24 protein-coding genes are annotated in these 23,625 nt (G+C 65.5%); 12 read left to right on the forward strand and 12 right to left on the reverse strand.

Features of this window, described 5'->3' with window-relative positions; genetic code table 11:
* Nucleotides 1-63: 63 nt before the first annotated feature.
* From MJ956_RS16715 to mnmE, 5 genes are all read right to left on the reverse strand, one after another.
* Nucleotides 64-1,038: a ParB/RepB/Spo0J family partition protein gene (locus MJ956_RS16715; RefSeq protein ID WP_253965576.1), complete on the reverse strand. Its 975-nt coding sequence runs from the start codon at nucleotides 1,036-1,038 to the stop codon at nucleotides 64-66.
* Between the two features lie 74 nt (nucleotides 1,039-1,112).
* Complete coding sequence (locus tag MJ956_RS16720) at nucleotides 1,113-1,922, reverse strand: ParA family protein (protein WP_253965577.1); 810 nt, start codon at nucleotides 1,920-1,922, stop codon at nucleotides 1,113-1,115.
* 113 nt (nucleotides 1,923-2,035) lie between these two features.
* Nucleotides 2,036-2,752, reverse strand: a complete 717-nt coding sequence (rsmG, locus tag MJ956_RS16725; RefSeq protein ID WP_253965578.1) for a 16S rRNA (guanine(527)-N(7))-methyltransferase RsmG — start codon at nucleotides 2,750-2,752, stop codon at nucleotides 2,036-2,038.
* The gene (gene mnmG, locus MJ956_RS16730) at nucleotides 2,742-4,631 is read right to left on the reverse strand and encodes a tRNA uridine-5-carboxymethylaminomethyl(34) synthesis enzyme MnmG (RefSeq protein ID WP_253965579.1); all 1,890 of its coding nucleotides are present in this window, start codon (nucleotides 4,629-4,631) and stop codon (nucleotides 2,742-2,744) included. Before mnmG ends, rsmG begins: the two co-directional genes overlap by 11 nt.
* A 156-nt stretch (nucleotides 4,632-4,787) precedes the next feature.
* Nucleotides 4,788-6,224: a tRNA uridine-5-carboxymethylaminomethyl(34) synthesis GTPase MnmE gene (gene mnmE / locus MJ956_RS16735; RefSeq protein ID WP_253965615.1), complete on the reverse strand. Its 1,437-nt coding sequence runs from the start codon at nucleotides 6,222-6,224 to the stop codon at nucleotides 4,788-4,790.
* A gap of 191 nt (nucleotides 6,225-6,415) precedes the next feature.
* Between mnmE and MJ956_RS16740 the strand changes: the two genes are divergently transcribed.
* Complete coding sequence (locus tag MJ956_RS16740; protein ID WP_253965580.1) at nucleotides 6,416-8,452, forward strand: thioredoxin domain-containing protein; 2,037 nt, start codon at nucleotides 6,416-6,418, stop codon at nucleotides 8,450-8,452.
* Between the two features lie 25 nt (nucleotides 8,453-8,477).
* Here MJ956_RS16740 and MJ956_RS16745 read toward each other — a convergent pair whose 3' ends face one another.
* From MJ956_RS16745 to hemE, 5 genes are all read right to left on the reverse strand, one after another.
* Nucleotides 8,478-8,954: a YbaK/EbsC family protein gene (locus tag MJ956_RS16745; protein WP_253965581.1), complete on the reverse strand. Its 477-nt coding sequence runs from the start codon at nucleotides 8,952-8,954 to the stop codon at nucleotides 8,478-8,480.
* A 147-nt stretch (nucleotides 8,955-9,101) separates the two neighbouring features.
* Complete coding sequence (gene rho / locus MJ956_RS16750; protein WP_253965582.1) at nucleotides 9,102-10,361, reverse strand: transcription termination factor Rho; 1,260 nt, start codon at nucleotides 10,359-10,361, stop codon at nucleotides 9,102-9,104.
* A gap of 281 nt (nucleotides 10,362-10,642) precedes the next feature.
* Nucleotides 10,643-11,167 (reverse strand): gluconokinase, encoded by a 525-nt coding sequence (locus MJ956_RS16755; protein ID WP_423724902.1) that lies wholly within the window; start codon nucleotides 11,165-11,167, stop codon nucleotides 10,643-10,645.
* Nucleotides 11,168-11,194: 27 nt separating this feature from the next.
* Nucleotides 11,195-11,743 carry a protoporphyrinogen oxidase HemJ gene (gene hemJ, locus MJ956_RS16760; RefSeq protein ID WP_253965584.1) on the reverse strand — a complete coding sequence of 183 codons (549 nt, stop codon included), beginning with the start codon at nucleotides 11,741-11,743 and terminating at the stop codon, nucleotides 11,195-11,197.
* Complete coding sequence (gene hemE, locus MJ956_RS16765) at nucleotides 11,740-12,768, reverse strand: uroporphyrinogen decarboxylase (RefSeq protein WP_253965585.1); 1,029 nt, start codon at nucleotides 12,766-12,768, stop codon at nucleotides 11,740-11,742. The genes hemJ and hemE overlap by 4 nt, the downstream gene beginning before the upstream one ends.
* Before the next feature lie 540 nt (nucleotides 12,769-13,308).
* Here hemE and MJ956_RS16770 point away from each other — a divergent pair.
* The 6 genes from MJ956_RS16770 to dnaQ all read left to right on the forward strand — a co-directional run bounded on the left by MJ956_RS16770 (nucleotide 13,309) and on the right by dnaQ (nucleotide 18,303).
* A complete protein-coding gene (locus MJ956_RS16770; protein WP_253965586.1) occupies nucleotides 13,309-13,908 on the forward strand; it encodes a Maf-like protein in 600 nt (199 codons plus the stop codon).
* Nucleotides 13,901-14,869 (forward strand): shikimate dehydrogenase, encoded by a 969-nt coding sequence (locus tag MJ956_RS16775; RefSeq protein ID WP_256477925.1) that lies wholly within the window; start codon nucleotides 13,901-13,903, stop codon nucleotides 14,867-14,869. The genes MJ956_RS16770 and MJ956_RS16775 overlap by 8 nt, the downstream gene beginning before the upstream one ends.
* 34 nt (nucleotides 14,870-14,903) lie before the next feature.
* Nucleotides 14,904-15,488 carry a dephospho-CoA kinase gene (gene coaE / locus MJ956_RS16780; protein WP_253965587.1) on the forward strand — a complete coding sequence of 195 codons (585 nt, stop codon included), beginning with the start codon at nucleotides 14,904-14,906 and terminating at the stop codon, nucleotides 15,486-15,488.
* 231 nt (nucleotides 15,489-15,719) lie between these two features.
* Nucleotides 15,720-16,913, forward strand: coding sequence for a helix-turn-helix domain-containing protein (locus tag MJ956_RS16785; RefSeq protein ID WP_253965588.1), 1,194 nt, complete (start codon nucleotides 15,720-15,722; stop codon nucleotides 16,911-16,913).
* Nucleotides 16,913-17,404: a DUF4411 family protein gene (locus MJ956_RS16790; RefSeq protein ID WP_253965589.1), complete on the forward strand. Its 492-nt coding sequence runs from the start codon at nucleotides 16,913-16,915 to the stop codon at nucleotides 17,402-17,404. Before MJ956_RS16785 ends, MJ956_RS16790 begins: the two co-directional genes overlap by 1 nt.
* Nucleotides 17,405-17,577: 173 nt before the next feature.
* The gene (gene dnaQ, locus MJ956_RS16795) at nucleotides 17,578-18,303 is read left to right on the forward strand and encodes a DNA polymerase III subunit epsilon (RefSeq protein WP_253965590.1); all 726 of its coding nucleotides are present in this window, start codon (nucleotides 17,578-17,580) and stop codon (nucleotides 18,301-18,303) included.
* A gap of 92 nt (nucleotides 18,304-18,395) precedes the next feature.
* Here dnaQ and secB read toward each other — a convergent pair whose 3' ends face one another.
* Both secB and MJ956_RS16805 read right to left on the reverse strand, forming a co-directional pair.
* On the reverse strand, nucleotides 18,396-18,926 hold the full coding sequence (secB, locus tag MJ956_RS16800) for a protein-export chaperone SecB (protein ID WP_253965591.1): 531 nt from the start codon (nucleotides 18,924-18,926) through the stop codon (nucleotides 18,396-18,398).
* Between the two features lie 227 nt (nucleotides 18,927-19,153).
* Complete coding sequence (locus MJ956_RS16805) at nucleotides 19,154-19,702, reverse strand: FxsA family protein (RefSeq protein ID WP_253965592.1); 549 nt, start codon at nucleotides 19,700-19,702, stop codon at nucleotides 19,154-19,156.
* A 159-nt stretch (nucleotides 19,703-19,861) separates the two neighbouring features.
* On the opposite strand from MJ956_RS16805, the gene MJ956_RS16810 reads away from it, so the two are divergent.
* The 5 genes from MJ956_RS16810 (at nucleotide 19,862) to MJ956_RS16830 (ending at nucleotide 23,608) form a co-directional block, all read left to right on the forward strand.
* Nucleotides 19,862-20,569 carry a Tim44/TimA family putative adaptor protein gene (locus tag MJ956_RS16810; RefSeq protein WP_253965593.1) on the forward strand — a complete coding sequence of 236 codons (708 nt, stop codon included), beginning with the start codon at nucleotides 19,862-19,864 and terminating at the stop codon, nucleotides 20,567-20,569.
* Between the two features lie 20 nt (nucleotides 20,570-20,589).
* Nucleotides 20,590-21,696, forward strand: coding sequence for a murein transglycosylase A (gene mltA / locus MJ956_RS16815; protein WP_253965594.1), 1,107 nt, complete (start codon nucleotides 20,590-20,592; stop codon nucleotides 21,694-21,696).
* A complete protein-coding gene (locus MJ956_RS16820; protein WP_253965595.1) occupies nucleotides 21,693-22,256 on the forward strand; it encodes a Smr/MutS family protein in 564 nt (187 codons plus the stop codon). The genes mltA and MJ956_RS16820 overlap by 4 nt, the downstream gene beginning before the upstream one ends.
* Nucleotides 22,253-22,648, forward strand: a complete 396-nt coding sequence (locus MJ956_RS16825) for a helix-turn-helix domain-containing protein (protein WP_253965596.1) — start codon at nucleotides 22,253-22,255, stop codon at nucleotides 22,646-22,648. Before MJ956_RS16820 ends, MJ956_RS16825 begins: the two co-directional genes overlap by 4 nt.
* A 165-nt stretch (nucleotides 22,649-22,813) precedes the next feature.
* Nucleotides 22,814-23,608, forward strand: coding sequence for a class II glutamine amidotransferase (locus MJ956_RS16830; RefSeq protein WP_253965597.1), 795 nt, complete (start codon nucleotides 22,814-22,816; stop codon nucleotides 23,606-23,608).
* Nucleotides 23,609-23,625 lie beyond the last annotated feature (17 nt).

Raw genomic sequence — 23,625 nt, forward strand, 5'->3', positions numbered from 1 at the left:
GACGACACCCGGGCCGGCGTCGTGTTTCACGTGAGTCGGACGGCCGACCCGGACGCGACTTTTCTACAGCCCGCGCACCCGCGGCTCCTGCCCAGCCCGGCGCTGGGTTCGGGTCTGCAACAGACCGCAGATTTCGTCGAGCTGCTCCAGATCGGCATAGTCGATGCGGATCGATCCGCGTTCCCCCTCGACCCGGATTTCCACCGGCATTCCAAGCGCCTGCGCCAGCAGATTCTCCAGCGCCACGACATCGGCATCGCGCTCCGCAGCCGCCTTGCGCTTTCTTTTGCGCGCGGGCTTGAGCGGCTGGTCTTCCACCGTCTCCGCGGATTTGCGGGCCAGATCCTCCGCCTCGCGCACGCTCAAGCCCCGCACCACGATGTCATTCGCCAGCGCGAGCGGATCGTCGGCGGTCACGACGGTCCGCGCGGCGCCCGGCGACAACGTGCCATCCACGACCATGCCGCGCACTGCCTCCGGCAATTTCAGCAATCGCAGCGTGTTGGCCACATGGCTGCGGCTCTTGCCGAGCACGTCGGCGAGATCGGACTGGGTGTAGCCATGTTCATCGATCAGCGTCTCGTAGGCCTGAGCCTCTTCGACCGCATTGAGATCGGCGCGCTGGACGTTTTCGATGATCGCGATTTCCAGCGACTGGCGGTCGCCGATGTCGCGCAGCACGACCGGGACCTCGCTGAGGCCGGCCGCCTGGGCGGCGCGCCAGCGCCGTTCGCCGGCGACGATCTCGAACGATTCCGGCTGGCCCGGCTTCGGACGCAGCAGCAATGGCTGGACCACGCCGTGATTCTTGATCGAGGCGGCAAGGTCGTTGAGATCGGCCTCGTCGAAACGGCGGCGCGGATTGTTGGGATTGGGCGAAATCCTGTCCAGGGCGACGAAGCGCTCGGCCGGGATCGCGGCCGGCGCCGCCTCGGATCCGCCATGGCCGGGCATCGGTCTTGGCGGCACGATGCCGCCGGTTCCGATCAGCGAGGCGAGGCCGCGTCCCAGCCGCTGCCGCGATTTGTCTTCGTTCATTCTCGTCTCCCCGCCTTCATCGGTCCGGTTTCCGCGAAAATCCGCCCTGGGAGGCGGTCCGTCCTCGCGCGCCGTCACGCGGCCACCAGTCGTCGCTCGCGTTGAATGATTTCCGAGGCCAGGCGGATATAGGCCTGACTGCCCGGACACTTCATGTCGTAGAGAACCACGGGTTTACCGAAAGAGGGCGCCTCCGATACCCGGACGTTGCGCGGGATGATCGTGTCATAGACATGTTCGCCCATATAGGAGCGCACGTCCCGGACCACCTGCGCCGCCAGATTGTTACGCCCGTCATACATCGTCAAGACGATCCCGTGCAGTGCCAAGGCGGGGTTCAGCGTATCGCGAACCTGTTCGACCGTCTGGAGCAACTGGCTGAGCCCTTCCAGCGCGAAGAACTCGCACTGCAGCGGCACCAGGATCGAATCCGCCGCCGCCATGGCGTTGATCGTCAGCAGATTCAGAGATGGCGGACAATCGATCAGGACGAAATCGAACAGCGGCGTGTCGACCTGATGGAAATGCAGGGCGTCGCGCAGCCGGTAAGCCCGGCCGGGCGCCCCGGAGATTTCCATCTCCAGGCCGAGGAGGTCGAGCGTCGACGGGATGATCGACAGGCTTGGCACCGCCGTCGCCGTCGCCGCCTCGGAAATCGAGGCCGCCTCCATCAGCACGTCGTAGGACGAGACGTCACGGTCGTCCTTTTCGATCCCGAGCCCGGTCGACGCATTACCCTGGGGATCGAGATCGATCAACAACGTCCGCTTGCCGACCGCCGCAAGCGCGGTGGCGAGGTTGATGGCGGTCGTGGTCTTGCCGACGCCGCCTTTCTGGTTGGCTATTGTGATGATCCGCATCGGCTGCCCGCTTATCGCATCCATCGGTCGCCTCCCGCATCGTGACGACGGCCGCTCACGCTCATTTGCCGGTCGATTACGGCTTGCCCGAAGGTTCGCCGGACAGCGCCCCGACTTCGCGAGAGCATGGCATTTGCCTAACGCCGCGCAATGTCACCGATTTCGAGGATGGCCGAACCATTCTCGACGTTCGATTCATGCTTTATCATGGTGAATCGCCAATGGGCAGCCGCTTGGTTAATTTCCTGTTCATGACTACGGCCCTTTTGAAAAAAGCATCGCGCCGACGTCCCGATATGAGGCGCCACAAACGCTAATAGCTCGGGAAGCGGCGCCAGAGCGCGCGCGGTCACCAGATCAGCCGCTGCCAGCGCCGCGCCGCAATCCCCGATCCGCGCGGCGTGAACCGTCCCGGCGAGACCGAGTCCGCGCTGGACGGCGCGCAGGAACGCCGCCTTTTTGGCGTTGCTCTCGACAAGATCGACGATGCCGCCCTGTTCCGCCCGTACCGCGGCCACGACAAGGCCGGGCAGGCCCGCACCGGAGCCAAGATCCACGCAGCGCTGAAACGGCGGCAGCAGGCGCTCCAGCACAAGCGAATCAGCGATGTGGCGCGACCAGACATCGCCGATCGTCGCCGGGGCGACAAGGTTGATCTGGCGCTGCCATTCGGTCAGCAGCGCGACATATCGATCCAGACGCGCCAGCGTTTCACGTGAAACATCGTGGGTTTCGAGAAAATAGGCGCGCCCCTCCGCCTGTTGCGCCGCCCCCTCGGCGGGCCGAGGTGAAGCTTTGCGCCTTGGTTTGGCTGCCGGCTGCCGCTCCGGCGGAAAACTCCGTTCACGCCGCACGAACGACCTCACTGCGCCGCATGGCGACGAGGATCAGCGCGAGAGCGGCCGGCGTCATCCCGTCAATCCCTTCAGCTTCGGCAATTGACGCCGGGCGACGAGTCATGAGCTTTTGCCGCAATTCGTTGGACAGGCCGGTAAGAGCGGAAAAGTCGAGATCGTCCGGGATCGTCCGGTTTTCGTCCCGGCGCAGGCGTTCCTGATCGCGCCGCTGGCGTTCCAGATAGACATCGTAGCCGGCTTCGATCTCGATCCGCTCCCGGATAGGACCACCGATATCGTCGAACTCCGGCCAGATCGCGGTCAGCCGGTCCAGGTCGATTTCGGATTGCGAGAGCAGCTGCCAGGCCGAGCGGCGGCGACCGTCCTGATTGACCGACAGCCCATGTCGCTGGGCTTCGGACGGCGTCAGCTTGGCGGATACGAGCATCGCGCGCGCTTTTGCGAGCGCCGCCTCGCTTTCTTCGAAGGCCGTGCGGCGTTCCGCGTCGACGATGCCGAGCAACAGGCCGAGCGGCGTCAAGCGGCGGTCGGCATTGTCGGCCCGAAGCGAAAGGCGGAATTCGGCCCGCGAGGTGAACATGCGATAGGGCTCGGACACCCCGGTGCGGGTGAGATCGTCGATCATCACACCGATATAGGCGTCGGCCCGGCCGATGCCGACAGGCTCCGCGCCGCCAGCAAGCCGCGCCGCGTTGATCCCGGCGACGATCCCCTGCGCCGCGGCTTCCTCGTAGCCCGTCGTGCCGTTGATCTGGCCGGCGAGGAACAGGCCCTCCGCCCGGCGAACCGCCAGATGCCGGTCGAGTTCGCGCGGATCCACGTGATCATATTCGATGGCATAGCCCGGCTTCAGCACCGCCACCCGCTCAAGTCCCGGTATGGAACGCAGGAACTGCAACTGGACGTCCTCGGGCAGGGAGGTCGACACGCCATTCGGATAGATCGTGTCGTCGTCAAGCCCTTCCGGCTCAAGGAATATCTGGTGGCCGTCGCGGTCGCCGAACTTGACGATCTTGTCCTCGATCGAGGGGCAGTAACGCGGCCCCGCACCGGCAATCTGGCCGGAATAGAGCGCCGAACGACCGATATTCTCACGGATGATCCGATGGGTTTCCGGCGTCGTCCGGGTGATCCCGCAATCGATCTGCGGGTTGGTGATTGCCTTCGTCAGATAGGAAAACGGAACCGGCTCGGCGTCCGGGCTCTGGCGGTCGAGCCCGCTCCAGTCGATCGTGCGGCCGTCGAGCCGCGCCGGCGTGCCGGTCTTCAGCCGGCCCAGAGTCAGGCCGAGCCGCTGCAGCGTTCCCGAAAGACCCGTCGAGGGATCCTCGCCCATGCGCCCGGCCGGGATCGTCCGGTCCCCGATATGGATCAGACCCGACAGGAACGTCCCTGTGGTCAGCACCACGGCCCGGCAGTGGATGGCGCGGCTGTCGCCGAGGACCACGCCGCTCACCCGGTTCCGCTCGTCCAGCACCAGATCGGCGACATCGCCTTCGACCACGTCGAGATCGGCATGGGACTTGATCGCCGCCTGCATTGCCTCGCGGTAAAGCCGCCGGTCGGCCTGGGTCCGCGGTCCGCGCACCGCTGGTCCCTTACGCCGGTTGAGCAGCCGGAACTGGATGCCGGCCGCGTCGGCAACCCGGCCCATCAATCCGCCCAGCGCGTCGATCTCGCGCACGAGATGGCCTTTGCCGATACCGCCGATCGCCGGATTGCAGCTCATCGCGCCGATCGTGTCGAAGCGGTGGGTCACCAGTGCGGTCCGCGCCCCGGCTCGCGCCGCGGCACTGGCGGCCTCGCAGCCGGCATGGCCACCGCCGATGATGACGACGTCGTAATCGAACGTTGCGGGGAGGGGCGAATCGCGCATGGGTCTCGGATACTGGTTGGGCGGTACGGGGCGGGACACCCGCGAAAGGGGTTTCGGCACCGACAGGCAAACATTTTTGCAGTGACGCCAAGCCTATAAAGGCTCAATCGCTCGGAGACAACGCAAGCGCAAAAGCGGCAACAGGCCCGTCTTCCCTCATTTGCCGATGCAGAATTCGGAAAAGATGACGTCCAGAAGGTCTTCGACGCCGACCTGGCCGGTCAGCGCGCCGAGACGGTTGCCAGCCCGCCGCAGGGTTTCCGCCCCCACTTCCGGCGGCATGTCCGGCTTCGACACGAATTGTTCGAGAATCCGCAAGGCATCGGCGACCAACTCCTTGTGACGAGTCCGCATCGGCACCGCCTCGTCCGGATCGCCTGCCGCGTCGACCGCCAGGGCCGCGACATGGGCGACAAGCGCCGACATCCCCTCGCCGGATTGGGTGGAAATGCCGAAGTCGAAGGCGAAATCGTCCCATTCGCCGCCGAACCGGGCCGCCAGACCGTGCGGTTCGGGGCGGTCCACCTTGGTGCGAACGGTCAGAATATGGCGTCGGGGCCGGGACATTCCCGTCACTACGTCGTCCCGCGCCGCCTCCGACGCGGCGAGCATCATCGGATGTTTCACGTGAGTCAAAAGCTCCGCGAACCGCGCGAACGGACCGTGTCCCGATTGTGGGTCGACCAGCGCCAGGACCAGATCCGCCGAATCCATCACGGCCTTGGCCCGCTCAACGCCGATCGCCTCCACCACGTCGGCGGTTTCCCGGATTCCGGCAGTGTCTGAGAAACGTACGGGAACGCCGCCGAGATCGAGCGTCGCCTCGATGACATCGCGCGTCGTCCCCGGCACTTCGGTGACGATCGCCACCTCCCGATCGGCCAGGGCATTGAGCAGGCTGGATTTTCCGGCATTTGGGGCACCGACGATCGCCACCCGATAGCCCTCGCGCAGGATCTCGCCATGGTCGGCCTTGGCGAGATGGGTCCGCATCTCATCGGTGAGCGCCGCGATCTTGGTCGCGACGCCGCCGGTGACGTCGTCACCGACATCGCCCTCGTCGGCGAAATCGAACGAAGCCTCGATCATCGCCCGCGCTTCGGTCAACCGCCGCATCCAGTCTTCGTAGATGGCGCGCAGCGCTCCGCCCGCCTGCGCCACCGCCATGCGGCGCTGCGCCTCGGTCTCGGCCGAGATGAGATCAGCCAGCCCCTCGGCCTCGGTCAGGTCGATGCGGCCATTCTCGAAAGCCCGCCGCGTGAACTCGCCGGCGACCGCCAGACGAACATCGGGAAGTGCCGTCGCCGCGTCGAGAAAGGCGGCAACGACCGCACGCCCGCCATGCAGGTGAAATTCGGCGAGATCCTCGCCGGTGACGCTGCCCGGCGACGGAAAGAAGACCGCGATGCCACGGTCGATAGTCGCGCCGGCCGCGTCGCGAAATCTGCGAAGGCTGGCGCGACGTTCCGGCGGCACTCCGCCGGCGAGGCTCTCCATGACAATCCGAGCGGACGGTCCGCTGACACGCACGACGGCGACACCGGAGGGCAGCGCGCCGGAGGACAGCGCGGCTATAGTATCGGATGGGATCAAACGCGCGGCTCGGTCTATTCCGTAATGGTCGAAGCCGACAAAACCAGCTTCCACGGGTGTTCGCAACCGCCGGACGGGACACAGACCCGCGCGTTTCCGCCCGACACGCCCTCGCCCGGGAAGCCGCCCTCGAAATTGACGATGGCTTGCCTTAGGCTTCTCGGTTCAAGCGGTGAAACCACGGGGTCTTCATGAACGACGCGCGCGACAACCGGCTGGGCGATGCCGTCAGCCCCTATCTCCTGCAGCATCGCGACAATCCGGTCAACTGGCGGGAATGGGCCGACACGACGCTGGCCGAGGCGCACGCCCTCGACCGGCCGATCCTTTTGTCCATCGGCTACGCGGCCTGTCACTGGTGCCATGTCATGGCGCACGAAAGCTTCGAGGACGAGGCCGTGGCGGCGGCGATGAACCGCGATTTCGTCAATGTGAAGGTGGATCGCGAAGAGCGCCCCGATATCGACCATCTCTACATGACCGCGCTGCAGGCGATGGGCGAACAGGGCGGCTGGCCGATGACCATGTTCCTCACGCCGGACGGCCAGCCATTCTTCGGCGGCACGTATTTTCCCAAGGACGCCCGTTACGGCCGCCCCGGTTTTGTCCAGGTGCTGGAGGCTGTCGCCAAGGCCTGGCGCGAGAAGCGCGCCGATCTGACCACCAGCGCCGGCGCGATTTCCGGACGTCTGAGCGAGTTCCTCTCTCGTTCCGCGGCGCCGGGACCGCTGACGGCGCTCGATCCGACCGGCCCGGCGGCCCGCATCGGGCAGATGATCGACCCGATACAAGGCGGTCTTCGCGGCGCGCCCAAATTCCCGAACGCGCCATTCATGGAAATTCTCGCCCGCTCGGCCTTCGAGACCGGCTCGGCCGGTCATCGCCAGGCCTTTCTCAAGACCGTGCGGGCGCTGTCGCTCGGCGGCATCTATGACCATCTCGGCGGCGGCCTGCACCGCTATTCGACCGACGAACGCTGGCTGGTGCCGCATTTCGAGAAGATGCTCTACGACAACGCCCAGTTCCTGCGCCATCTCGGTTGGGCCTACCGGATGACCGGCGACGATCTGTTTCGATGCCGTATCGACGAGACGATCGGCTGGCTTCGCCGCGAAATGCTCGTCGAGGGTGGCGGCCTCGCCGCATCGCTCGACGCCGACAGCCTGAACGCCGACGGCCATTCGGAGGAGGGCGCCTATTATGTCTGGTCGGCTGCCGAGATCGACCGCCTGCTCGGCCATCGCGCGACGCGGTTCAAGTCCGCCTTCGACGTCGACGAGGCCGGCAATTGGGAGGGTCATTCGATCCTGCATGGTCTGCATCCGGGCGCCGCGTCGAGCGATCCGGACTTTGCCGAGGAACGTCAGACCCTCCTGGAGGCGCGCGCCAGGCGGCCTCGGCCAGGCCGCGACGACAAGGTTCTCGCCGACTGGAACGGGCTGATGATCCGGTCTCTGGCCGAAATCGGCGGCGTTTTCGGGAACGACGATGCGCTTGCCCTCGCCCGTGATGCCTTCGAGTTCGTCATCCGGCGTATGATCGTCGACGATCGTCTTCGCCATGCCGCCCGGGCCGGACGAACGACCGGTCTGGCGCTTTCCTCCGACTATGGCGCCTTGATCCAGGCCGCGGTCGCGTTGTTCACCGCAGCCCTCGATGAGCGTTACCTCGATCGTGCCCGCTGGTTCGCCGACGAGCTCGAACGCTGGCATAATGATGGCGACGGCGGCCACTATCTGAACGCCGCCGACGCGTCGGATGTGATGATACGCCTGCGCGGCGATCAGGACGATGCGATTCCAGGCGGCACCGCTCTTGTCATCGAAGGGCTTGCCATGCTTGCCCAGGCCAGCGGCGCGATCGAGATCGGGGAACGGGCCGAAAGGGCGGCCCTCCTCGCCGCCGGGCGCATCGGCCAGGGAGCGGCCGGCTTTCCTGGCATCGTTGGGGCCACGGGGCGGCTACGGCGCGGCAGCGAACTCTGCGTGATCGGCACACCGGACGATCCCGGATTCGCCGAGATGCTCATGAAGGCCCATCAGAGCGTCGATCTCGATCGCCTCGATCTCGTCCTTGCCGATCCGAATCGGCTTCCGGAGCAACTGCCGACCGCCGCAATGCGCCCCTTGCGCCGGCCGGCCGCCTATTTGTGCAAGGGTCGCGTCTGTCATCCACCGCTCTACGATTCCGAAGCGTTGGCGAAGGCGTTGAGCGGCGAGAAGGCTTGATACGGGACCGCATCGCGCCAAGCGGCTATGTCACCCGACCGACGGTCGCCCCGGTGGCGCTGCGCAATTGCAGCGGCACCACCTCGAAGACCTGCCGCGGCGTTCCCGCAGCGGCCCAGACGGTGGCGTACTGAAACAAATCCTCGTCCATCAAAGTGGAAAGCTTGCTCGAGGTCCCCAGCGGCGAGACACCACCGATGGCGAACCCCGTCGCCTGACGGACGAAATCGGCGTCGGGCCGCTCCAGCGCCTCGCCGAAATGAACCGCCATCGCTGCCTCCTCGACACGGTTGGCCCCCGACACCAGCAGGAGATAGGCTTGGCCGGTCGCGGTGCCCTTAAACACCAGGGATTTGACGATCTGGCCGACGCTGGCGCCGACGGCCTCCGCCGCTTCCTCCGCCGACCGCGCCGATCGGGCGGTTTCGACGACGACAATCTTGAGGCCATTGGCTTCGGCGTCGGCCTCGACCCGCGCTACCGCGTCCGGTTTTTCGCTCATTTCCGCTTCCTCATGGTTCCATGCGACAGCTTTCCCGTCCCATGCTCTCCCCCTCATGCCGAGGCGCGGCGCAAACCAAAACGGCGGCCTCGAAGGACCGCCGTTTCACGTGAGTCACGCCATTCGTATCCGGTGATCCGAACGCGATCAGGTGTTCATCGAATCGAAGAAATCCGCATTGCTCTTGGTCTGCTTCAGCTTGTCGTTCAGGAATTCGATCGCGTCGGTCGTGCCCATCGGCGACAAGATCCGGCGCAGCACGAAAATCTTCTGCAGATCGGCGCGCGGGACCAGCAGGTCTTCCTTGCGGGTGCCGGACTTCAGAATGTCCATCGCCGGGTAGATACGCTTGTCGGCCACCTTGCGATCAAGCACGATCTCGGAGTTGCCGGTGCCCTTGAACTCTTCGAAAATCACCTCGTCCATGCGGCTGCCGGTGTCGATCAGCGCCGTCGCGATGATGGTCAGCGAGCCGCCCTCCTCGATATTGCGCGCCGCGCCGAAGAAGCGCTTCGGCCGCTGCAGGGCGTTGGCGTCGACACCGCCGGTCAGCACCTTGCCCGACGACGGCACGGTGGTGTTGTAGGCGCGGCCGAGGCGGGTGATCGAATCCAACAGGATGACGACGTCGCGGCCATGTTCCACCAGGCGCTTGGCCTTTTCGATCACCATTTCGGCAACCTGGACGTGACGCTGCGCCGGTTCGTCAAATGTCGACGACACCACTTCGCCCTTCACCGACCGCTGCATGTCGGTCACTTCCTCGGGCCGCTCGTCGATCAACAGAACGATCAGATAGCATTCCGGATGGTTCGCCGTGATCGAATGGGCAATGTTCTGCAGAAGCACCGTCTTGCCGGTGCGCGGCTGGGCAACGATCAACGCGCGCTGGCCCTTGCCGAGCGGAGCGACGAGATCGATGACGCGGGCCGACATATCCTTCTTGGAGGTTGGATCGTCGAGCTCCATCTTGAACCGTTCGGTCGGATAGAGCGGGGTCAGATTGTCGAAGTGGCTCTTGTGGCGAATCTTCTCGGGATCGTCGAAATTGATCGTGTTGACCTTGAGCAGCGCGAAATAGCGCTCGCCGTCCTTGGGACTGCGGATCGGCCCCTCGACCGTATCGCCGGTCTTCAGCTGGAATTTACGGATCTGCGATGGCGATACGTAGATATCGTCCGGGCCCGGCAAATAGTTCGCCTCGGGCGAACGCAGAAAAGCAAAACCGTCCTGGAGAATTTCGACGACACCTTCGCCGATGATCTCGACTTCCTGGGCCGCGAGTTGCTTGAGAATCGCGAACAACAACTCCTGCTTGCGCAGAACGGAGGCGTTTTCGACCACGTTCTCTTCGGCGAACGCGATCAATTCGGGTGCGCTTTTGTTCTTCAGGTCCTGAAGTTTCATTCGGAAATAGGCTCTTTTGGGGTTCGTGCCGACGGATCGCGTCGAAACAGATGAAAGGCGACAAGGGGGAAACGCTGGGGGCCGGAAACGCGAAATGGTTCTGCGGCAGGGACGTGGCGACCGATAATGATCACGCAGCGTCCGAGAAGGCGGGATAGTCATGTGTGATATAGCGGTAGCGGCGTGACGGCGCAAGAGGCGCATTGGCGCCCTCCGCCACAGCCTCCTATCGCGGTTACCGCCGCGTCACCAAGGCCTTCCTTGCAGAGGTTGGCGGCCGGTTATTCGTCGCCGCCGAACCCGAGCGCCGCGAGGGCTTGGCCCACGACTGCTTCGGGTGGGACACCGACGGAGACGGCCACACCGTCCTCGTCCGCCTGCAGCGGTTCCAGATCGTCGAATTGCGACTGGACAAGCGATGTCGGCATATAGTGCCCCGTCCGCCCGCCCAAGCGCTCGCCGACGAGGTGCTGGTCGGCGGTAAGCGCCACAAAACGCACCCGCGGTGCGGCCTCGCGCAGGACATCCCGATAGCGCCGCTTCAAGGCCGAGCACGCGACGACGCTCGACACGCCCTGCCTCGCCTCTGCGGCGATCCAGTCGCGAATGGCGGACAGCCAGGGCCCGCGATCGGCGTCGTTCAACGGCTGGCCGGATTCCATCTTGGCGATATTCGCCGCCGAATGAAACCGGTCAGCCTCGGCGAAGGGCCAGCCGAGACGGGCGGCCAGGAGCTCTGCCGTCGTCGTCTTGCCGACCCCCGAGGGGCCCATGACCACGAGAGCCGTCGTTTCGGGCTTTTGCAACCGACACATCCCCGCTGTCGTCAGCGATCAGAACGGTTTCACCACGACCAAAATGATGATCAGGATCAGGACAACCGCCGGCACTTCGTTCATCACCCGCCAGAACTTGCCGGATTTGGTGTTCGCGTCCCGCTCGAACCGCTTGAATGAAGCGGACAGATAACCGTGCAGGCCGGACATGACTAGGACGAGGGCGATCTTGGCATGGATCCAGCCTCCCTGGAATTCGAACACCTTCCAGGCGAGCCACAGGCCGAGCACCCAGCTCACGATCATCGAGGGCGTCATGATGCCCTTGAGCAGCCGCCGTTCCATCACCTTGAAGGTTTCGGACTGCGGCGTGCCCGGACCCGCCTCCGCGTGATAGACGAACAGCCGCGGCAGATAGAGCATCCCGGCCATCCAGGCGATGATGACGAAGACGTGGAATGCCTTGATCCAGAGCTGCCACTCGACCGGAACCAAAACGAACAGGGCTGCGACAAGCGCCAGTGCGACGAGGGCGACGACGGCCGTTCGGCCGCCACTGGCGGGCTTGTCCATAGGCTTGCCTGACGAGGAATTGTCTTGATTCATGCCTTGGCGGTCCTGATGCGATTGAGAAGGGCTTCGACGTGCGCGATCGGCGCCTCGGGCGTGATGCCGTGGCCGAGATTGAATATCAACGGCCCGTCGCCGAGATTTTCGAGGATCCGGTCGACGCCGTCTTCCAGCGCCTTGCCGCCGGCGATCAGCCGCAGCGGGTCGAGATTGCCCTGGACGGCGCCGGCTTTCTGCAATTCCTTCGCCTGGGACACCGGCACCGACCAGTCGAGGCCGACCGCGTCGATGGCGGTCTTCTGGCGATAGGTGTTCAACAGCGTTCCCGCGCCCTTGGCGAAACCGATGATCTTCGCGCCGGGCACCGCGGTGCGGACCTTTTCCACCATCCGCGCGACCGGCCGCACGGCATAGGCTTCGAACGACGCCTCGTCGAGAACGCCGGCCCAGGAATCGAATATCTGGACGCAATCGGCGCCCGCCTGCAACTGGCGGATCAGATAATCGGCGCTCATCTCCGCCAGCATGAAGAGGAGCGTTTCCATCTCGGCCGGATGGCGATAGGCGAACAACCGCGCCGGAGCCTGATCCGGCGTCCCGTGGCCGGCGATCATGTAGGTCGCCACGGTCCAGGGCGCGCCGCAAAAGCCGATCAGCGCTGTCTCGTCGGGTAGTTCCTGGCGCAGCCGGCCGACCGTCGCGATCACCGGGGCCAGATGGGTTTCGCCGCGCGACGGATCGAGATGGGCGATCTCGTCGGGGCGGATCGGCGTCAGTTTCGGCCCTTCACCCTGGACGAAATGCAGACCCCGATCCAGCGCGTCCGGAATCACGAGGATGTCGGAAAACAGGATCGCCGCGTCGAAACCGAAGCGGCGGATCGGCTGCAAGGTGACCTCGGTCGCCAGATCCGGATTGTAGCAGAGATCCAGGAACCCCCCGGCCTTTTCCCGGGTTGCCCGATATTCGGGAAGGTAGCGGCCGGCCTGTCTCATGAGCCACACCGGAGGGGGAAAGACGCTTTCGCCTTCCAGGACTCGGACCAGCTTGCGCGTCTGCATCAGGTTTGGGCTCCTAATAAAAAAGAAAGATTTCAAGAGAAATCGTTATTCTGATTCTATGACTCGGTGGATAGCCGGAATTCACAAGGCGCGGTAGATGGCGGGCGTTTTGCGCGCGTCCACAGCCTGCGACGATCGGTTTTGGACCAGCGGTGTGAGAAACATTAAACTTTTAGGCAATCCGCGAAATTCGTCAGGATGTTAGCGAGGCATCCGCGTGGCCAAAAACCTGTCCGGGAGCTGTGGAAAGCGTGGGATGAACACGCGCTGTCCACAAATGCCGGGCTACGCGCACACAGGCCGTGCATCGCCACCGATTGTGGACGAAAGCCGACTTATGCGCCTCGGTCCGGAGCGTCACGGCGGCGGGCCGGCTTAACGCTTCCTTAACCCACAGGCCCGGCGGAATTCCGGGGGCAAAGGCGGCCGGCCCCTTGCGAAGCGTTGCCGAATCGAGTCCCGGCGGCGCCAATGGCGTTTCCGCCCTCGAGGCGCTATCAAGCCTGTCGGACATGAAGAAACGGTTAAAATGGGGACCCAATGGCCAAGGGCATCGTGCTCGCCTCCGGCAGCATCCACCGCAAGGAACTCCTCAAGAACGCGGGCATCGACTTCACCGTCGAGCCTTGCGAACTCGACGAGCGAGCGGTCGAGGCGCCGCTGCTGGAATCCGGCGTTTCGCCGGAAGACGTGGCGTCGATCCTCGCCGAGGCCAAGGCGACTGACGTTTCCGAGCGTCATCCGGGCGAGATCGTCATCGGCGCCGACCAGACCCTCTCGCTCGACGACGAGATATTCTACAAGCCGGCCAATATGGAAGAGGCGCGGCGTACGCTTTTGAAGCTCTCCGGTCGCACCCATACGCTGAACAGCGCCGTGGTGCTGGTCGAGGACGGCGTGGTCACCTGGCGCCACGTCGCCACGGCCGCCATTACCCTGCGCCAGCTCGATCCGGGCTTTATCGGCCGCTATCTCGCCGCCGCCGGCCAGAAGGCGACGACCAGTGTCGGCGCCTATCAGATCGAGAAGGAAGGCATCCAGTTGATGGAAAAGATCGAGGGCGATTATTTCACCATCATCGGCCTGCCGCTGCTGCCACTGTTGAAGGAGCTGCGCCAACGGGGCGAGATCGATGGCTGACGCCGACGCGGAGTGGACGCCGCGGCCTTACGTCAGCGGCGCCGACCGCCCGCGCGGCGAGGGTTCGATCTTCGATCCCGATAGCGTCGCAGCGATTCCCGCGGGCCCGAAAGCCTTCGTCACCGGTTGGCCGGTCTGGCACTCGCGCTCGCCGATTATCCACCAGAGCTGGCTCGCCGAATTCGGCCTTGCCGGTTCCTATAGCCGCGTCGGCGTGCCGCCAGAGGAGATCGCCGAATTCCTGAAAAGCTTGCGCAAGAACGGCTTCGTCGGCGGCAATGTCACCCTGCCGCACAAGCTCGCCGCCTTTGCCGCGGCCTCGCGGCGGGACGCGGCGGCGGAGGCGATCGGCGCGGTCAACACCCTGTGGTTTGAAAAATCCGGCCGGCTGGTCGGCGGCAACACCGACGCCTACGGGTTCGCGGCCAATCTCGACGAGCGGCTGCCGGGCTGGGCCGACGCCGGGACGGCGGTGGTGCTCGGCGCCGGAGGCGCCGCGCGGGCCGTGGTCTTCGCGCTGTTGAAGCGCGGCGTCAAAGCCGTGCGGATCGTCAACCGCACGATCGAGCGGGCCGAGGAACTGGCGGCGCGCTTCGGGCCCCGTGTCAGCGGCCATGGCGAGGCGGAGCGGGAAGCGCAGCTCAGGACCGCCGACCTGCTGGTCAACACCGTGCCGATCCCGGCGCCGGACCCCGACGACGAGACCCCGGACCGGTTCGCGCCGAAGCTGCCGGATCTGTCGGCGCTGCCCGACCACGCGCTGGTCACCGACATCGTCTATGTGCCGCTGATGACGCCGACCCTGCAAGCGGCCGAGCAACGCGGACTGCGCCATGCCGACGGACTCGGCATGCTGCTGCACCAGGCGGTGCCGGGCTTCGAGCGCTGGTTCGGCAAGCGCCCCACAGTCGGCGAGGCACTGCGCGCCAAGATCATCCGCGACATCGACAGCGGGGTCTGACGGTGATGCGAGGGCGGCGCGGACTGGGCGAGCGATGATCGTCCTCGGCCTCACCGGCTCGATCGGCATGGGCAAGTCGACCGCCGCCGCCATGTTCGCCGACGAAGGCGTGCCGGTGCATGACGCCGACGCTGCGGTGCATCGGCTTTATGCCGGCCGCGCCGCGCCGCTGATCGCGGCGGCCTTTCCCGGCACGGTCATCGACGGCGTCGTCGACCGCGCCGCGCTGGGCGCGGAAGTGCTGAATGACCCGGCGGGGATGCAGCGGCTCGAAGCCATCGTCCATCCGCTGGTGCGCGCGGAGGAAGAGGCGTTTCTCGACGCCGCGCGAAACTCCGGCGCGAAACTCGCGGTGCTCGACATTCCGCTGCTTTACGAGACCGGCGCCGAGACCCGCTGCGACAAGGTGGTGGTGGTCAGCGCGCCGGCCGAGATCCAGCGCGAGCGGGTGCTGCGCCGGCCCGGCATGAGCGAGGAAAAATTTCGGGCGATCCTGGCCAAGCAGCTGCCGGACGCGGAAAAACGCGCCCGCGCCGATTTCGTCGTCGACACCGGCGACGGCTTCGACGCCACCCGCGCGGCGGTGAAGGCGGTGGTGGCGGAGTTGGGCGGGGCGTGACGTGGAAATAGCCGCCGGACATTCAGCGTCATCGGAAACGACCGCTTCCCTTTTGCACCAGCGGCTCCGAGAGCCGGACGCACCGGCAAGAACGATGGAAGCGTGGAAGTCTTCCCGGCGCAAGTTTTAATCGGTACACAAGTTCAGGAGAGTTCGAGCGGAGCCTAAGAGGGCGCATAGGGTTCGTATGTTAGTAGGTGCGGCAGCCCGTTTGGCAAGCGATCTGAAATTATGGCTGAGCTGAATCCTGAAATCCTAAAATGGGCGCGCCAAACTGCCGGCCTTGATCTTGAGACGGCCGCGCGGAAGATCGGGCTGAATGCCGCGCGAGGGGTGCCAGGTACCGACAGGCTGGCTGGCTATGAGACGGGCAATAGCAGACCCTCCATGTCGCTCCTGCGGCGCATGGCTCGACAGTATCATCGACCACTCCTGACCTTCTACCTTCCCAAAGTGCCAGCACCTGCGGAACTCGGGCAGGATTTCCGCACACTCCCCGATCAGGGCAGCCCGTCGAACGTGCTATTGGCGGCCCTGCTGCGCGATGTGAAGGCGCGCCAAGCATTGGTTCGCGCAACCATTGAAGACGATGAGGATGCGACTGCGGTCACACTGGTCGGCTCGCAGCGCGGCGTGACAGATCCCCTTCGTTTGTCGGTAGCGCTGGTCGCCGCCATAGGATTCGATCGTGCTGAATTCCGGAACCGTCAGAGCGCGGAGGATGCTTTCGCCTATCTCCGTGCGAGAGTGGAGGCAGTCGGAGTCTTTGTTTTACTGGCGGGTGATTGCGGCAGCTGGCAGACGGCGGTCGAGGTTAGCATCTTCCGCGGTTTCGCGATCACCGACGATCTCGCGCCGTTCGTCGTTATCAACGACCAAGACGCCAAGGCTGCATGGTCGTTTACGCTGCTTCACGAACTCGCTCACCTGTTGCTCGACGAGCCGGGGATCAGTGGTGGCGCACCAACCGCCGGGATCGAGCAATTATGCAATGATGCCGCCGCCGCGACGCTCATTGCACCGGACGAGCTCGCTGATCTTCCTTTGGAGGGTGGTGCTGGAGATATTGTCGCAATCGGCGAACTTGCAGATCGATGCCGCGTTAGCAGGGGTATGGTTGCCTACCAGCTGTTCCGCGCAAAACGGCTGCCGCTCCGCCGCTGGGAAGAGTTGCGCGATAGATTCCGGGAGGAATGGCTGGCGAAGAAGGCGGCTACGCGCGCGGCCAGCAGGGTGAGCCCAGGCGGACCTAGCTGGTACGTGCTGCGGAGACACCGCTTAGGGGCAGCGCTCCTCGACATTGCACGAGAAGGTATTGCTGACGGGTCGCTCACACCTACCCGCGCTGCGCGCATGCTTGGCGTGAAGCCGATGTCCGTTTATCCGCTTCTTGCCGGAACCGGCCGCAGCAGGATAACGACCTGATGCAGTATCTTCTCGATGCCAATGCCCTGATCTCTGCCCATAACACGTGGTACGCCCTGCACAGGGTGCCAGAGTTCTGGTCCTGGCTGCTTTTCCACGGCGATGCAGGATCGGTAAAAATGCCAGCCGAGATATACGCGGAGGTGGAAGCCGGCAATGACGATTTGGCAGCATGGATGAAGCCGCCTGAGGCGAAGAAGGCCCTCCGCCTCGCGGAGTCGAGCGACACTGCTAATGTTCAAGCGGTGCTTGCCTGTTATGGCGAAGCTCTCACCGAGGCCGATTTAATCACCATTGGCCAAGATCCGTTTCTGATCGCATCCGCCTTGGGGATTGCCGACCGGCAAGTCGTCACAGCCGAAGTCTCCAAGCCGACGAGGACAGGCGCTCGACGGCATGTCCCGGACGTCTGCAACGATTGTGGCATCCACTGGGTGACGCCAGTGCAGTTCATTATCGATCTTGATTTCAGAACTAACTGGGACCACTAGCCGCCGGTTGGTTTTTCACGAACTGTCGACACGCTAAATTCCGCAGAAACCGCATCGATAAGAACGTAAAAAAGAACAGCCCCACATCCCCGGTGGATACCGGCCACTGCCCCCTCCCCACCCCTTGCCTCGCCGTCCCGCCTGACCGACAAGACCCCAAAGCGGGGGCTATCATGCGGGAAATCGTCTTCGACACCGAAACCACGGGGCTCGACCCGGAGGTCGAGCGGGTGATCGAGATCGGCGGCGTGGAACTGTGGAACCATATCCCGACCGGCAAGAGCTACCACACCTTCGTCCGCCCGGCCGGCCGCAAGGTCGATCCCGGCGCCTTCGACGTCCACGGCATTTCCGACGAATTCCTGGCCGACAAGCCGCTGTTCGAGGAAATCGCCGGCGAATTCCTGGACTTCTTCGCCGGGGCGCGGCTGATCGCCCATAACGCCACGTTCGACATGCGGTTTCTCAACGCCGAGCTGAAGCGCATCGGCCAGCCGCCGATCGACGCCTCGCGCGTCATCGACACGCTGCCGATGGCGCGCCGCAAGTTCCCGATGGCGCCGGCAACGCTCGACGCCTTGTGCTCGCGCTTTTCGATCGATACCAGCCGCCGCGACAAGCACGGGGCGCTGCTCGATTCGGAGCTGCTGGCCGAGGTCTATATCGAGCTGATCGGCGGCCGGCAGGCGGCGCTGGGACTGGCGGTGGAGATCGATACGGCCGGCGACGGGACGGATGGCGATTTCGGCCGGATCGAGCCGCGGCCGGTGCCGCTGCCGCCCCGGCTGACAGAGGACGAAGCCGCGCGCCATCGTGCGTTCGTCGCGACGATGGGCGAGGAGGCGTTGTGGTGGCGGTTCATCGAGCGCCCGCGGGCGGCGGAGACCACCGACGCCTGATCGAAACTTCGGGGCTTGCGCATCAAAACGCCGGCGGCATCGCGCGATGCCGCCGGCGTTTTAAACTCGGGCAACAATGAAGCGACCTGGCCTCAGGCGTTCTGGACCTGCTGGCGGGCGCGTTCCTCGGCCATGCGTTGCTGGAACAGCTGCGAGAAGTCGATCGGGTCGATCATCAGCGGCGGGAAGCCGCCATTGCGGGTCACGTCCGCCATTACCTGGCGGGCGAAGGGGAACAACAGCCGCGGGCATTCGATGAACAGCACCGGCAGGATATGCTCCTGCGGGAAATTCTGCAGCTTGAAGACGCCGCCATATTCGAGTTCGACATTGAACATCAGATCGGCGCCCTCGCCCGCCTTGGCGTTCAGCGTCAGCCGCACGTCGTAGTCGCCCTCGGAGCCCTCGATCGGATTGGCGCCGACATTGACCCCGATATTGATGCCCGGCGCCTTGGTCTGGCCGCGCAACACGCCCGGCGCGTTCGGGCTCTCGAAGGAGAGGTCGCGGATATACTGGGTGAGAATGTTGATGCTGGGCGGCGTGGCTGGCTTCGCCGCGCCATCGCCGGCGGCGGCACCATTGCCGTTGCCGCTGGTCTTCTGGTCGTTGGTCTCGGACATGTTGGCTCCCGTCTCGATGCTGGTCCCGGCGCGATCACCGCCGAAGCGGACGCCGTGTCGGGCTCGGTCACGTTGGCGCGGGATGCGGGCGAAACCGGTTTCCGCTCGACTCATCCCGCTCTTGGCGCCCGGACGTCACCCCGCCGCGGGCGCAGAAATGATGGGCGCGAGCGCTAACACGCGGTCCCGGCGAGGACAAGGCGCGCCGCGCCCTCGCGCCCCCGTTCTCAGTGCAGGATACGGCCTTGCGGCGTGTCGTGCCCGTCGCGCTTGTCGTTCCAGGGCGAGGAGGGGTCGGGCCGGCGCTCGAACTCCTCGCCGCTGAGATCGACCACGTCCGGCGCCCCGCCGGGGCCGCGCGGTCTCGGGCCTTGCCCGCCGGGGGCAAAGGCGCCGGTACCGGCGGCGCCATGCGCGACGACGATGACGCGGCTCTTCATGAAATTCCAGATGCCGTCGCGGATTTTCGGCACGAACAGGAGAAAGCCGAGCGCGTCGGTGACGAGGCCGGGGGTCAGAAGCAGAACGCCCGCGATCGCGATCATCACGCCATGCACCAGATCGCGCCCCGGCATCCGCTTGGCGCGGATGTCGGCCTGGATGCGCGCCAGCGTCGACAGGCCCTGCTGCTTCAGCAACAGCGTGCCGACGATCGCGGTCAACAAGACCAGGCCGAGCGTCGGCCACAGCCCGATCATGTTGCCGACCAGGATGAACACGGCGATCTCCAGGATCGGGATCACCAGAAGCAGAAAGGGGATCAGGGCGAAAGGCATGGTTTGGTCACTCCTTTGACGGCATAATGCCCCTCATGCGCATTTCGGGCAGAACCGCGTCGAAAGATCAGATAGGAAGTCCCGAAACGAATTTGAATGCATCGCCGGCCGTCTCTATATGGGGGCGAATGGCACAGTTAGGGCGAGGCGACGGCGCAGATGAGTTTTGGGACGATCTTTTTCATAGTGCTTGCGGCGATCGTCCTGTTTCAGCTTCGCAGCGTTCTCGGCCGGCGCACCGGCAACGAGCGGCCGCCCTTCGATCCTTATTCGCGGCGTGAGGGCCGGCCGGGGGAAGCCGCGCCCAACGACAATGTCGTCACCTTGCCGCACCGCCGCCTGCCCGCCGACGGGGAGGTCGCGACGCGTCCGACCTATGAGGCCGTCGACAAGGTCGCCGCGCCCGGAACCCCGCTCAACGCCGAATTGCGCCGCATCCGCGACGCCGACCCGAATTTCGAGCCGGCGGAATTCCTCGAGGGCGCCAAGCTCGCCTACGAGATGATCGTCACGGCCTTCGCCGACGGCGACCGCAAGGTGTTGAAGAACCTTCTGTCCAACGAGGTGTATCAGGGCTTCGAACAGGCGATCACCGACCGCGAAGAGCGCGGCGAGCGGATGCAGTCCTCCTTCGTCGGCATCGATGACGCCGAGATCGTCTCGGCCGAAAAGAAGGATCGCGAGGCGCTGGTGACGGTGCGCATCGTGGCCCAGTTGATTTCCGCCGTGCTCAAGCCGGACGGCGAGATCGTCGAGGGCGATCCCGAAGCCGTCGTCGAGGTCAAGGACGTCTGGACCTTCTCGCGCGACACCCGCTCGCGCGATCCGAACTGGAAGCTCGCAGGCACCGAATCCGAAGAAGACTGAACCGGAGCGGGAAGCGTTCGATGACCCGTTTCGCGCGCCGCGGCTTTGCCGAACTGCCGGGCTGGGCCGGAGCCGATCACGCTCTGGCCTTCGCCGCGTTTCGCGCCGGCGCCCCGCGACTCGTCAACGGCCAGGTATCGGCGGGAACGCTGGATATCGCGCCGGGCGCCTTTCACGCCGCCGCGGAAGCGGCGGTGGCAGCCGGCGAACTGGATGGCGCAGCGGCGCGGAGCTTTTTCGAGACCCATTTCACCCCGCTGCGCATCGTGCCGTCCGGTTCCGTAAGCGCTCAGCCGGGCTTCGTCACCGGCTATTACGAGCCGGTGGTCGCGGCGTCGCCGGTGCGCACCGCCCGGTTCCGGTTTCCGCTCTATGCCCCGCCGCCGGATCTGGTGAAGATCGACGACATATCGCGGCCACCGGGGCTCGATTCCTCTTTCCGCTTCGCGCGCCGTGCCCCTTGCGGGATGCTCGAGGAATATCCCGACCGCGCCGCGATCGAAGCCGGGGCGCTGGCCGGCCAAGATCTCGAAATCGCCTGGCTCGACGATCCGGTGGAGGCGTTCTTCATCCACATCCAGGGCTCGGCCCGGCTGCGCCTGTCGGACGGGCGCGAGATCCGTGTCGGCTATGCGGCCAAGACCGGGCATCCGTTCACCGCGATCGGCCGCATTCTGGTCGATGAAGGCGAACTCACGCTGGCCGAAGCCGACATGGACGGAATCAGGGGATGGCTGGCGGCACATCCGGAGCGGCGGCAGGCCCTCTTCAACCGCAATCGCTCCTTCATCTTCTTCCGAAGAACCCCGGTCGATGACCCCGACCTCGGGCCCGTCGGCGCGGCCAAGGTGCCGCTCACGGCGCTCGCATCGATCGCCGTCGACCGGGAACTGGCGACCTTCTGCGTGCCCTATTTCATCGACGCGCCGCGGCTTGTGGTGGCTGGTGCCCCGTTCCGCCGCCTGATGATCGCGCAGGACACCGGCTCGGCCATTCTCGGGCCTGCCCGCGCCGACATCTTCGTCGGTTCGGGACCGGACGCCGGCCAGATCGCCGGGCGGATCCGGCACCCGGCGGATTTTTCCGTCCTCGTGCCGGCCACGCTCGCCAAGAGCCTGGTCCGATGAGGCGCGGCCGGCGCCTCAGTGGCGAGGACGCACGTCTGTGGGCGAGCGTCGCCCGCACGGCAATGCCGCTGAAGGGCAAGGCGCATCCGAAAATACCGAAGGAGGAGCCGCAGGATAAGCTTTCACCGGCCTTTGCCGCCGTGAGCGGACGGCAGACGGCGGACACCGCCGCACCCGTTCCGGCTGGGGCGCCGGAGCGCAACGGCCGGCGGCTGACCCAGCATCCGATCGAACGGCCGACGCGGCGCAAGCTCGCCAGGGGCCGGGTCGCGATCGAGGCGCGCATCGACCTGCACGAGATGACGCAAGACGTCGCCCACGACGCGCTGCTCGGCTTCCTGCGCCAGGCGCAGGCGATGGGGTTGCGCCATGTACTCGTCATTACCGGCCGGGGTGAACGGCCCGGCTCGGCCTTCGGCTCGCGCGGGGTCTTGCGCCGCGTGGTACCGTTGTGGTTCGCCGGCCCGGAATTCCGCCCGCTGGTCTCCGGCTTCGACAGCGCCGAGCGCCATCACGGCGGCGAGGGCGCGCTCTATGTCCGGGTGAGACGCTTCTCATGACCCCCTTCGGCGAGAAAATCCGCGTCATGCGCAAGGAGCGCGGCGTGACCCAGGGCGAAATGGCCGCCGCGCTGGGCATTTCCAGCGCCTATCTCTCGGCGCTGGAGCACGGCCGGCGCGGACGCCCGACCTGGGAGCTCCTGCAGCGCATCATCGGCTATCTCAACGTGATCTGGGACGAGGCCGAGGAGTTGGAGCGGCTGGCCGAACTCTCGCATCCCAAGGTCACGGTCGAAACCGCCGGACTGAGCCCCGAGGCGACGGCGCTGGCCAATCGCCTGGCCGAGACGATCGCGATCCTTCCCGCCGAAGACGTCAAGCGTCTGCTCACCGCGCTCGAAACAGTGGCCACGCGGGCCGAGGCGGCGCTGAAGGAAAAGCGGCGGCGATAGCCGCTCTCACTAAAGGCCGGTCGCGGCCGCCCGACCGTCGGTCGATTCACGTGAAACGGACGGCTTGGCAGGTGACCGCTTAAGCCCCCGTTAACCATAACCATCCAAGACTGGTCCGTCCGGCGACGACGCGGTTGTTGCCAACTCTTTCGCGGTGTCACCCCGATGTGCCGACTTCTCGCCTATGCCGGCCCGCCCATCTTCCTCGACCGGCTGCTGGTCGAGCCGCGTGCATCGCTGATCTCCCAGTCGCTGGCGGCGCGGGAGGCGAAGACAATCGTCAATGGCGATGGTTGTGGCATCGGCTGGTATGGTGAGCGTCCGGAAGCGGCCGTCTATCGCGGTATTCTGCCGGCCTGGTCGGACGCCAATCTGGTTTCGCTCTGCCGCCAGATCCGTTCGCCGCTGTTTCTGGCGCATGTACGCTCGGCGACCTATGGCGAGGTCTCCACCGCCAATTGCCATCCTTTCGCGGACGGCCGGCATCTCTTCATGCACAATGGGCAGATCGGCGGCTACGAAGGCCTGCGGCGGCACATCGACGCTCTCATACCGGACGCGCTTTATCCGAGACGGCGGGGAACAAGCGATTCGGAGGCGATCTTCCTGGCGGCGCTGGGACGTGGGCTCGATACCGACCCCGTCGGCGCCATTGCGGCGACGCTAGCCGCGATCGAGGCCACGTCCGGGCGTGTAGGCGAGGCGGCGCCGCTCCGTTTCGCCGCCGTGCACAGCGACGGAGAGACCCTTTGGGCCTATCGCTGGGCCAATGACGGCCTGCCTCCCTCGCTCTACTGGCGGAGCGAGGGCGATGGCATCGTGGTGGCGTCAGAGCCGTGCGACGCGGACGCCGGAAACTGGGTGATCGTGCCACCTGCCTCGGTGCTCGTGGCAAGGCGCGACGGCGTCTGGCGGATCGTCCCGTTCAAGCCGGCCGCGCCGGCACGCGCCGCCGCGTGAGGGCGCGGCCTCCGGAT

This window comes from Aurantimonas marianensis (assembly GCF_024195285.1).
In the GTDB taxonomy this organism is placed as follows: Bacteria; Pseudomonadota; Alphaproteobacteria; order Rhizobiales; family Rhizobiaceae; genus Aurantimonas; species Aurantimonas marianensis.

Bases quoted from the DNA above. Each gene is read 5' to 3' on its own strand.
- hemE (WP_253965585.1), bottom strand. From the start codon at position 12,768: ATGCAGACGCGCAAGCTGGTCCGAGTCCTGGAAGGCGAAAGCGTCTTT.
- MJ956_RS16770 (WP_253965586.1), top strand. From the start codon at position 13,309: ATGGCCAAGGGCATCGTGCTCGCCTCCGGCAGCATCCACCGCAAGGAA.
- hemJ (WP_253965584.1), bottom strand. From the start codon at position 11,743: ATGAATCAAGACAATTCCTCGTCAGGCAAGCCTATGGACAAGCCCGCC.
- MJ956_RS16830 (WP_253965597.1), top strand. From the start codon at position 22,814: ATGTGCCGACTTCTCGCCTATGCCGGCCCGCCCATCTTCCTCGACCGG.
- MJ956_RS16715 (WP_253965576.1), bottom strand. From the start codon at position 1,038: ATGAACGAAGACAAATCGCGGCAGCGGCTGGGACGCGGCCTCGCCTCG.
- MJ956_RS16775 (WP_256477925.1), top strand. From the start codon at position 13,901: ATGGCTGACGCCGACGCGGAGTGGACGCCGCGGCCTTACGTCAGCGGC.
- coaE (WP_253965587.1), top strand. From the start codon at position 14,904: ATGATCGTCCTCGGCCTCACCGGCTCGATCGGCATGGGCAAGTCGACC.
- mltA (WP_253965594.1), top strand. From the start codon at position 20,590: ATGACCCGTTTCGCGCGCCGCGGCTTTGCCGAACTGCCGGGCTGGGCC.
- MJ956_RS16785 (WP_253965588.1), top strand. From the start codon at position 15,720: ATGGCTGAGCTGAATCCTGAAATCCTAAAATGGGCGCGCCAAACTGCC.
- MJ956_RS16740 (WP_253965580.1), top strand. From the start codon at position 6,416: ATGAACGACGCGCGCGACAACCGGCTGGGCGATGCCGTCAGCCCCTAT.
- MJ956_RS16810 (WP_253965593.1), top strand. From the start codon at position 19,862: ATGAGTTTTGGGACGATCTTTTTCATAGTGCTTGCGGCGATCGTCCTG.
- MJ956_RS16825 (WP_253965596.1), top strand. From the start codon at position 22,253: ATGACCCCCTTCGGCGAGAAAATCCGCGTCATGCGCAAGGAGCGCGGC.
- dnaQ (WP_253965590.1), top strand. From the start codon at position 17,578: ATGCGGGAAATCGTCTTCGACACCGAAACCACGGGGCTCGACCCGGAG.
- MJ956_RS16720 (WP_253965577.1), bottom strand. From the start codon at position 1,922: ATGGATGCGATAAGCGGGCAGCCGATGCGGATCATCACAATAGCCAAC.
- MJ956_RS16805 (WP_253965592.1), bottom strand. From the start codon at position 19,702: ATGCCTTTCGCCCTGATCCCCTTTCTGCTTCTGGTGATCCCGATCCTG.
- MJ956_RS16820 (WP_253965595.1), top strand. From the start codon at position 21,693: ATGAGGCGCGGCCGGCGCCTCAGTGGCGAGGACGCACGTCTGTGGGCG.
- MJ956_RS16790 (WP_253965589.1), top strand. From the start codon at position 16,913: ATGCAGTATCTTCTCGATGCCAATGCCCTGATCTCTGCCCATAACACG.
- mnmG (WP_253965579.1), bottom strand. From the start codon at position 4,631: ATGCGCGATTCGCCCCTCCCCGCAACGTTCGATTACGACGTCGTCATC.
- secB (WP_253965591.1), bottom strand. From the start codon at position 18,926: ATGTCCGAGACCAACGACCAGAAGACCAGCGGCAACGGCAATGGTGCC.
- MJ956_RS16745 (WP_253965581.1), bottom strand. From the start codon at position 8,954: ATGAGCGAAAAACCGGACGCGGTAGCGCGGGTCGAGGCCGACGCCGAA.
- rho (WP_253965582.1), bottom strand. From the start codon at position 10,361: ATGAAACTTCAGGACCTGAAGAACAAAAGCGCACCCGAATTGATCGCG.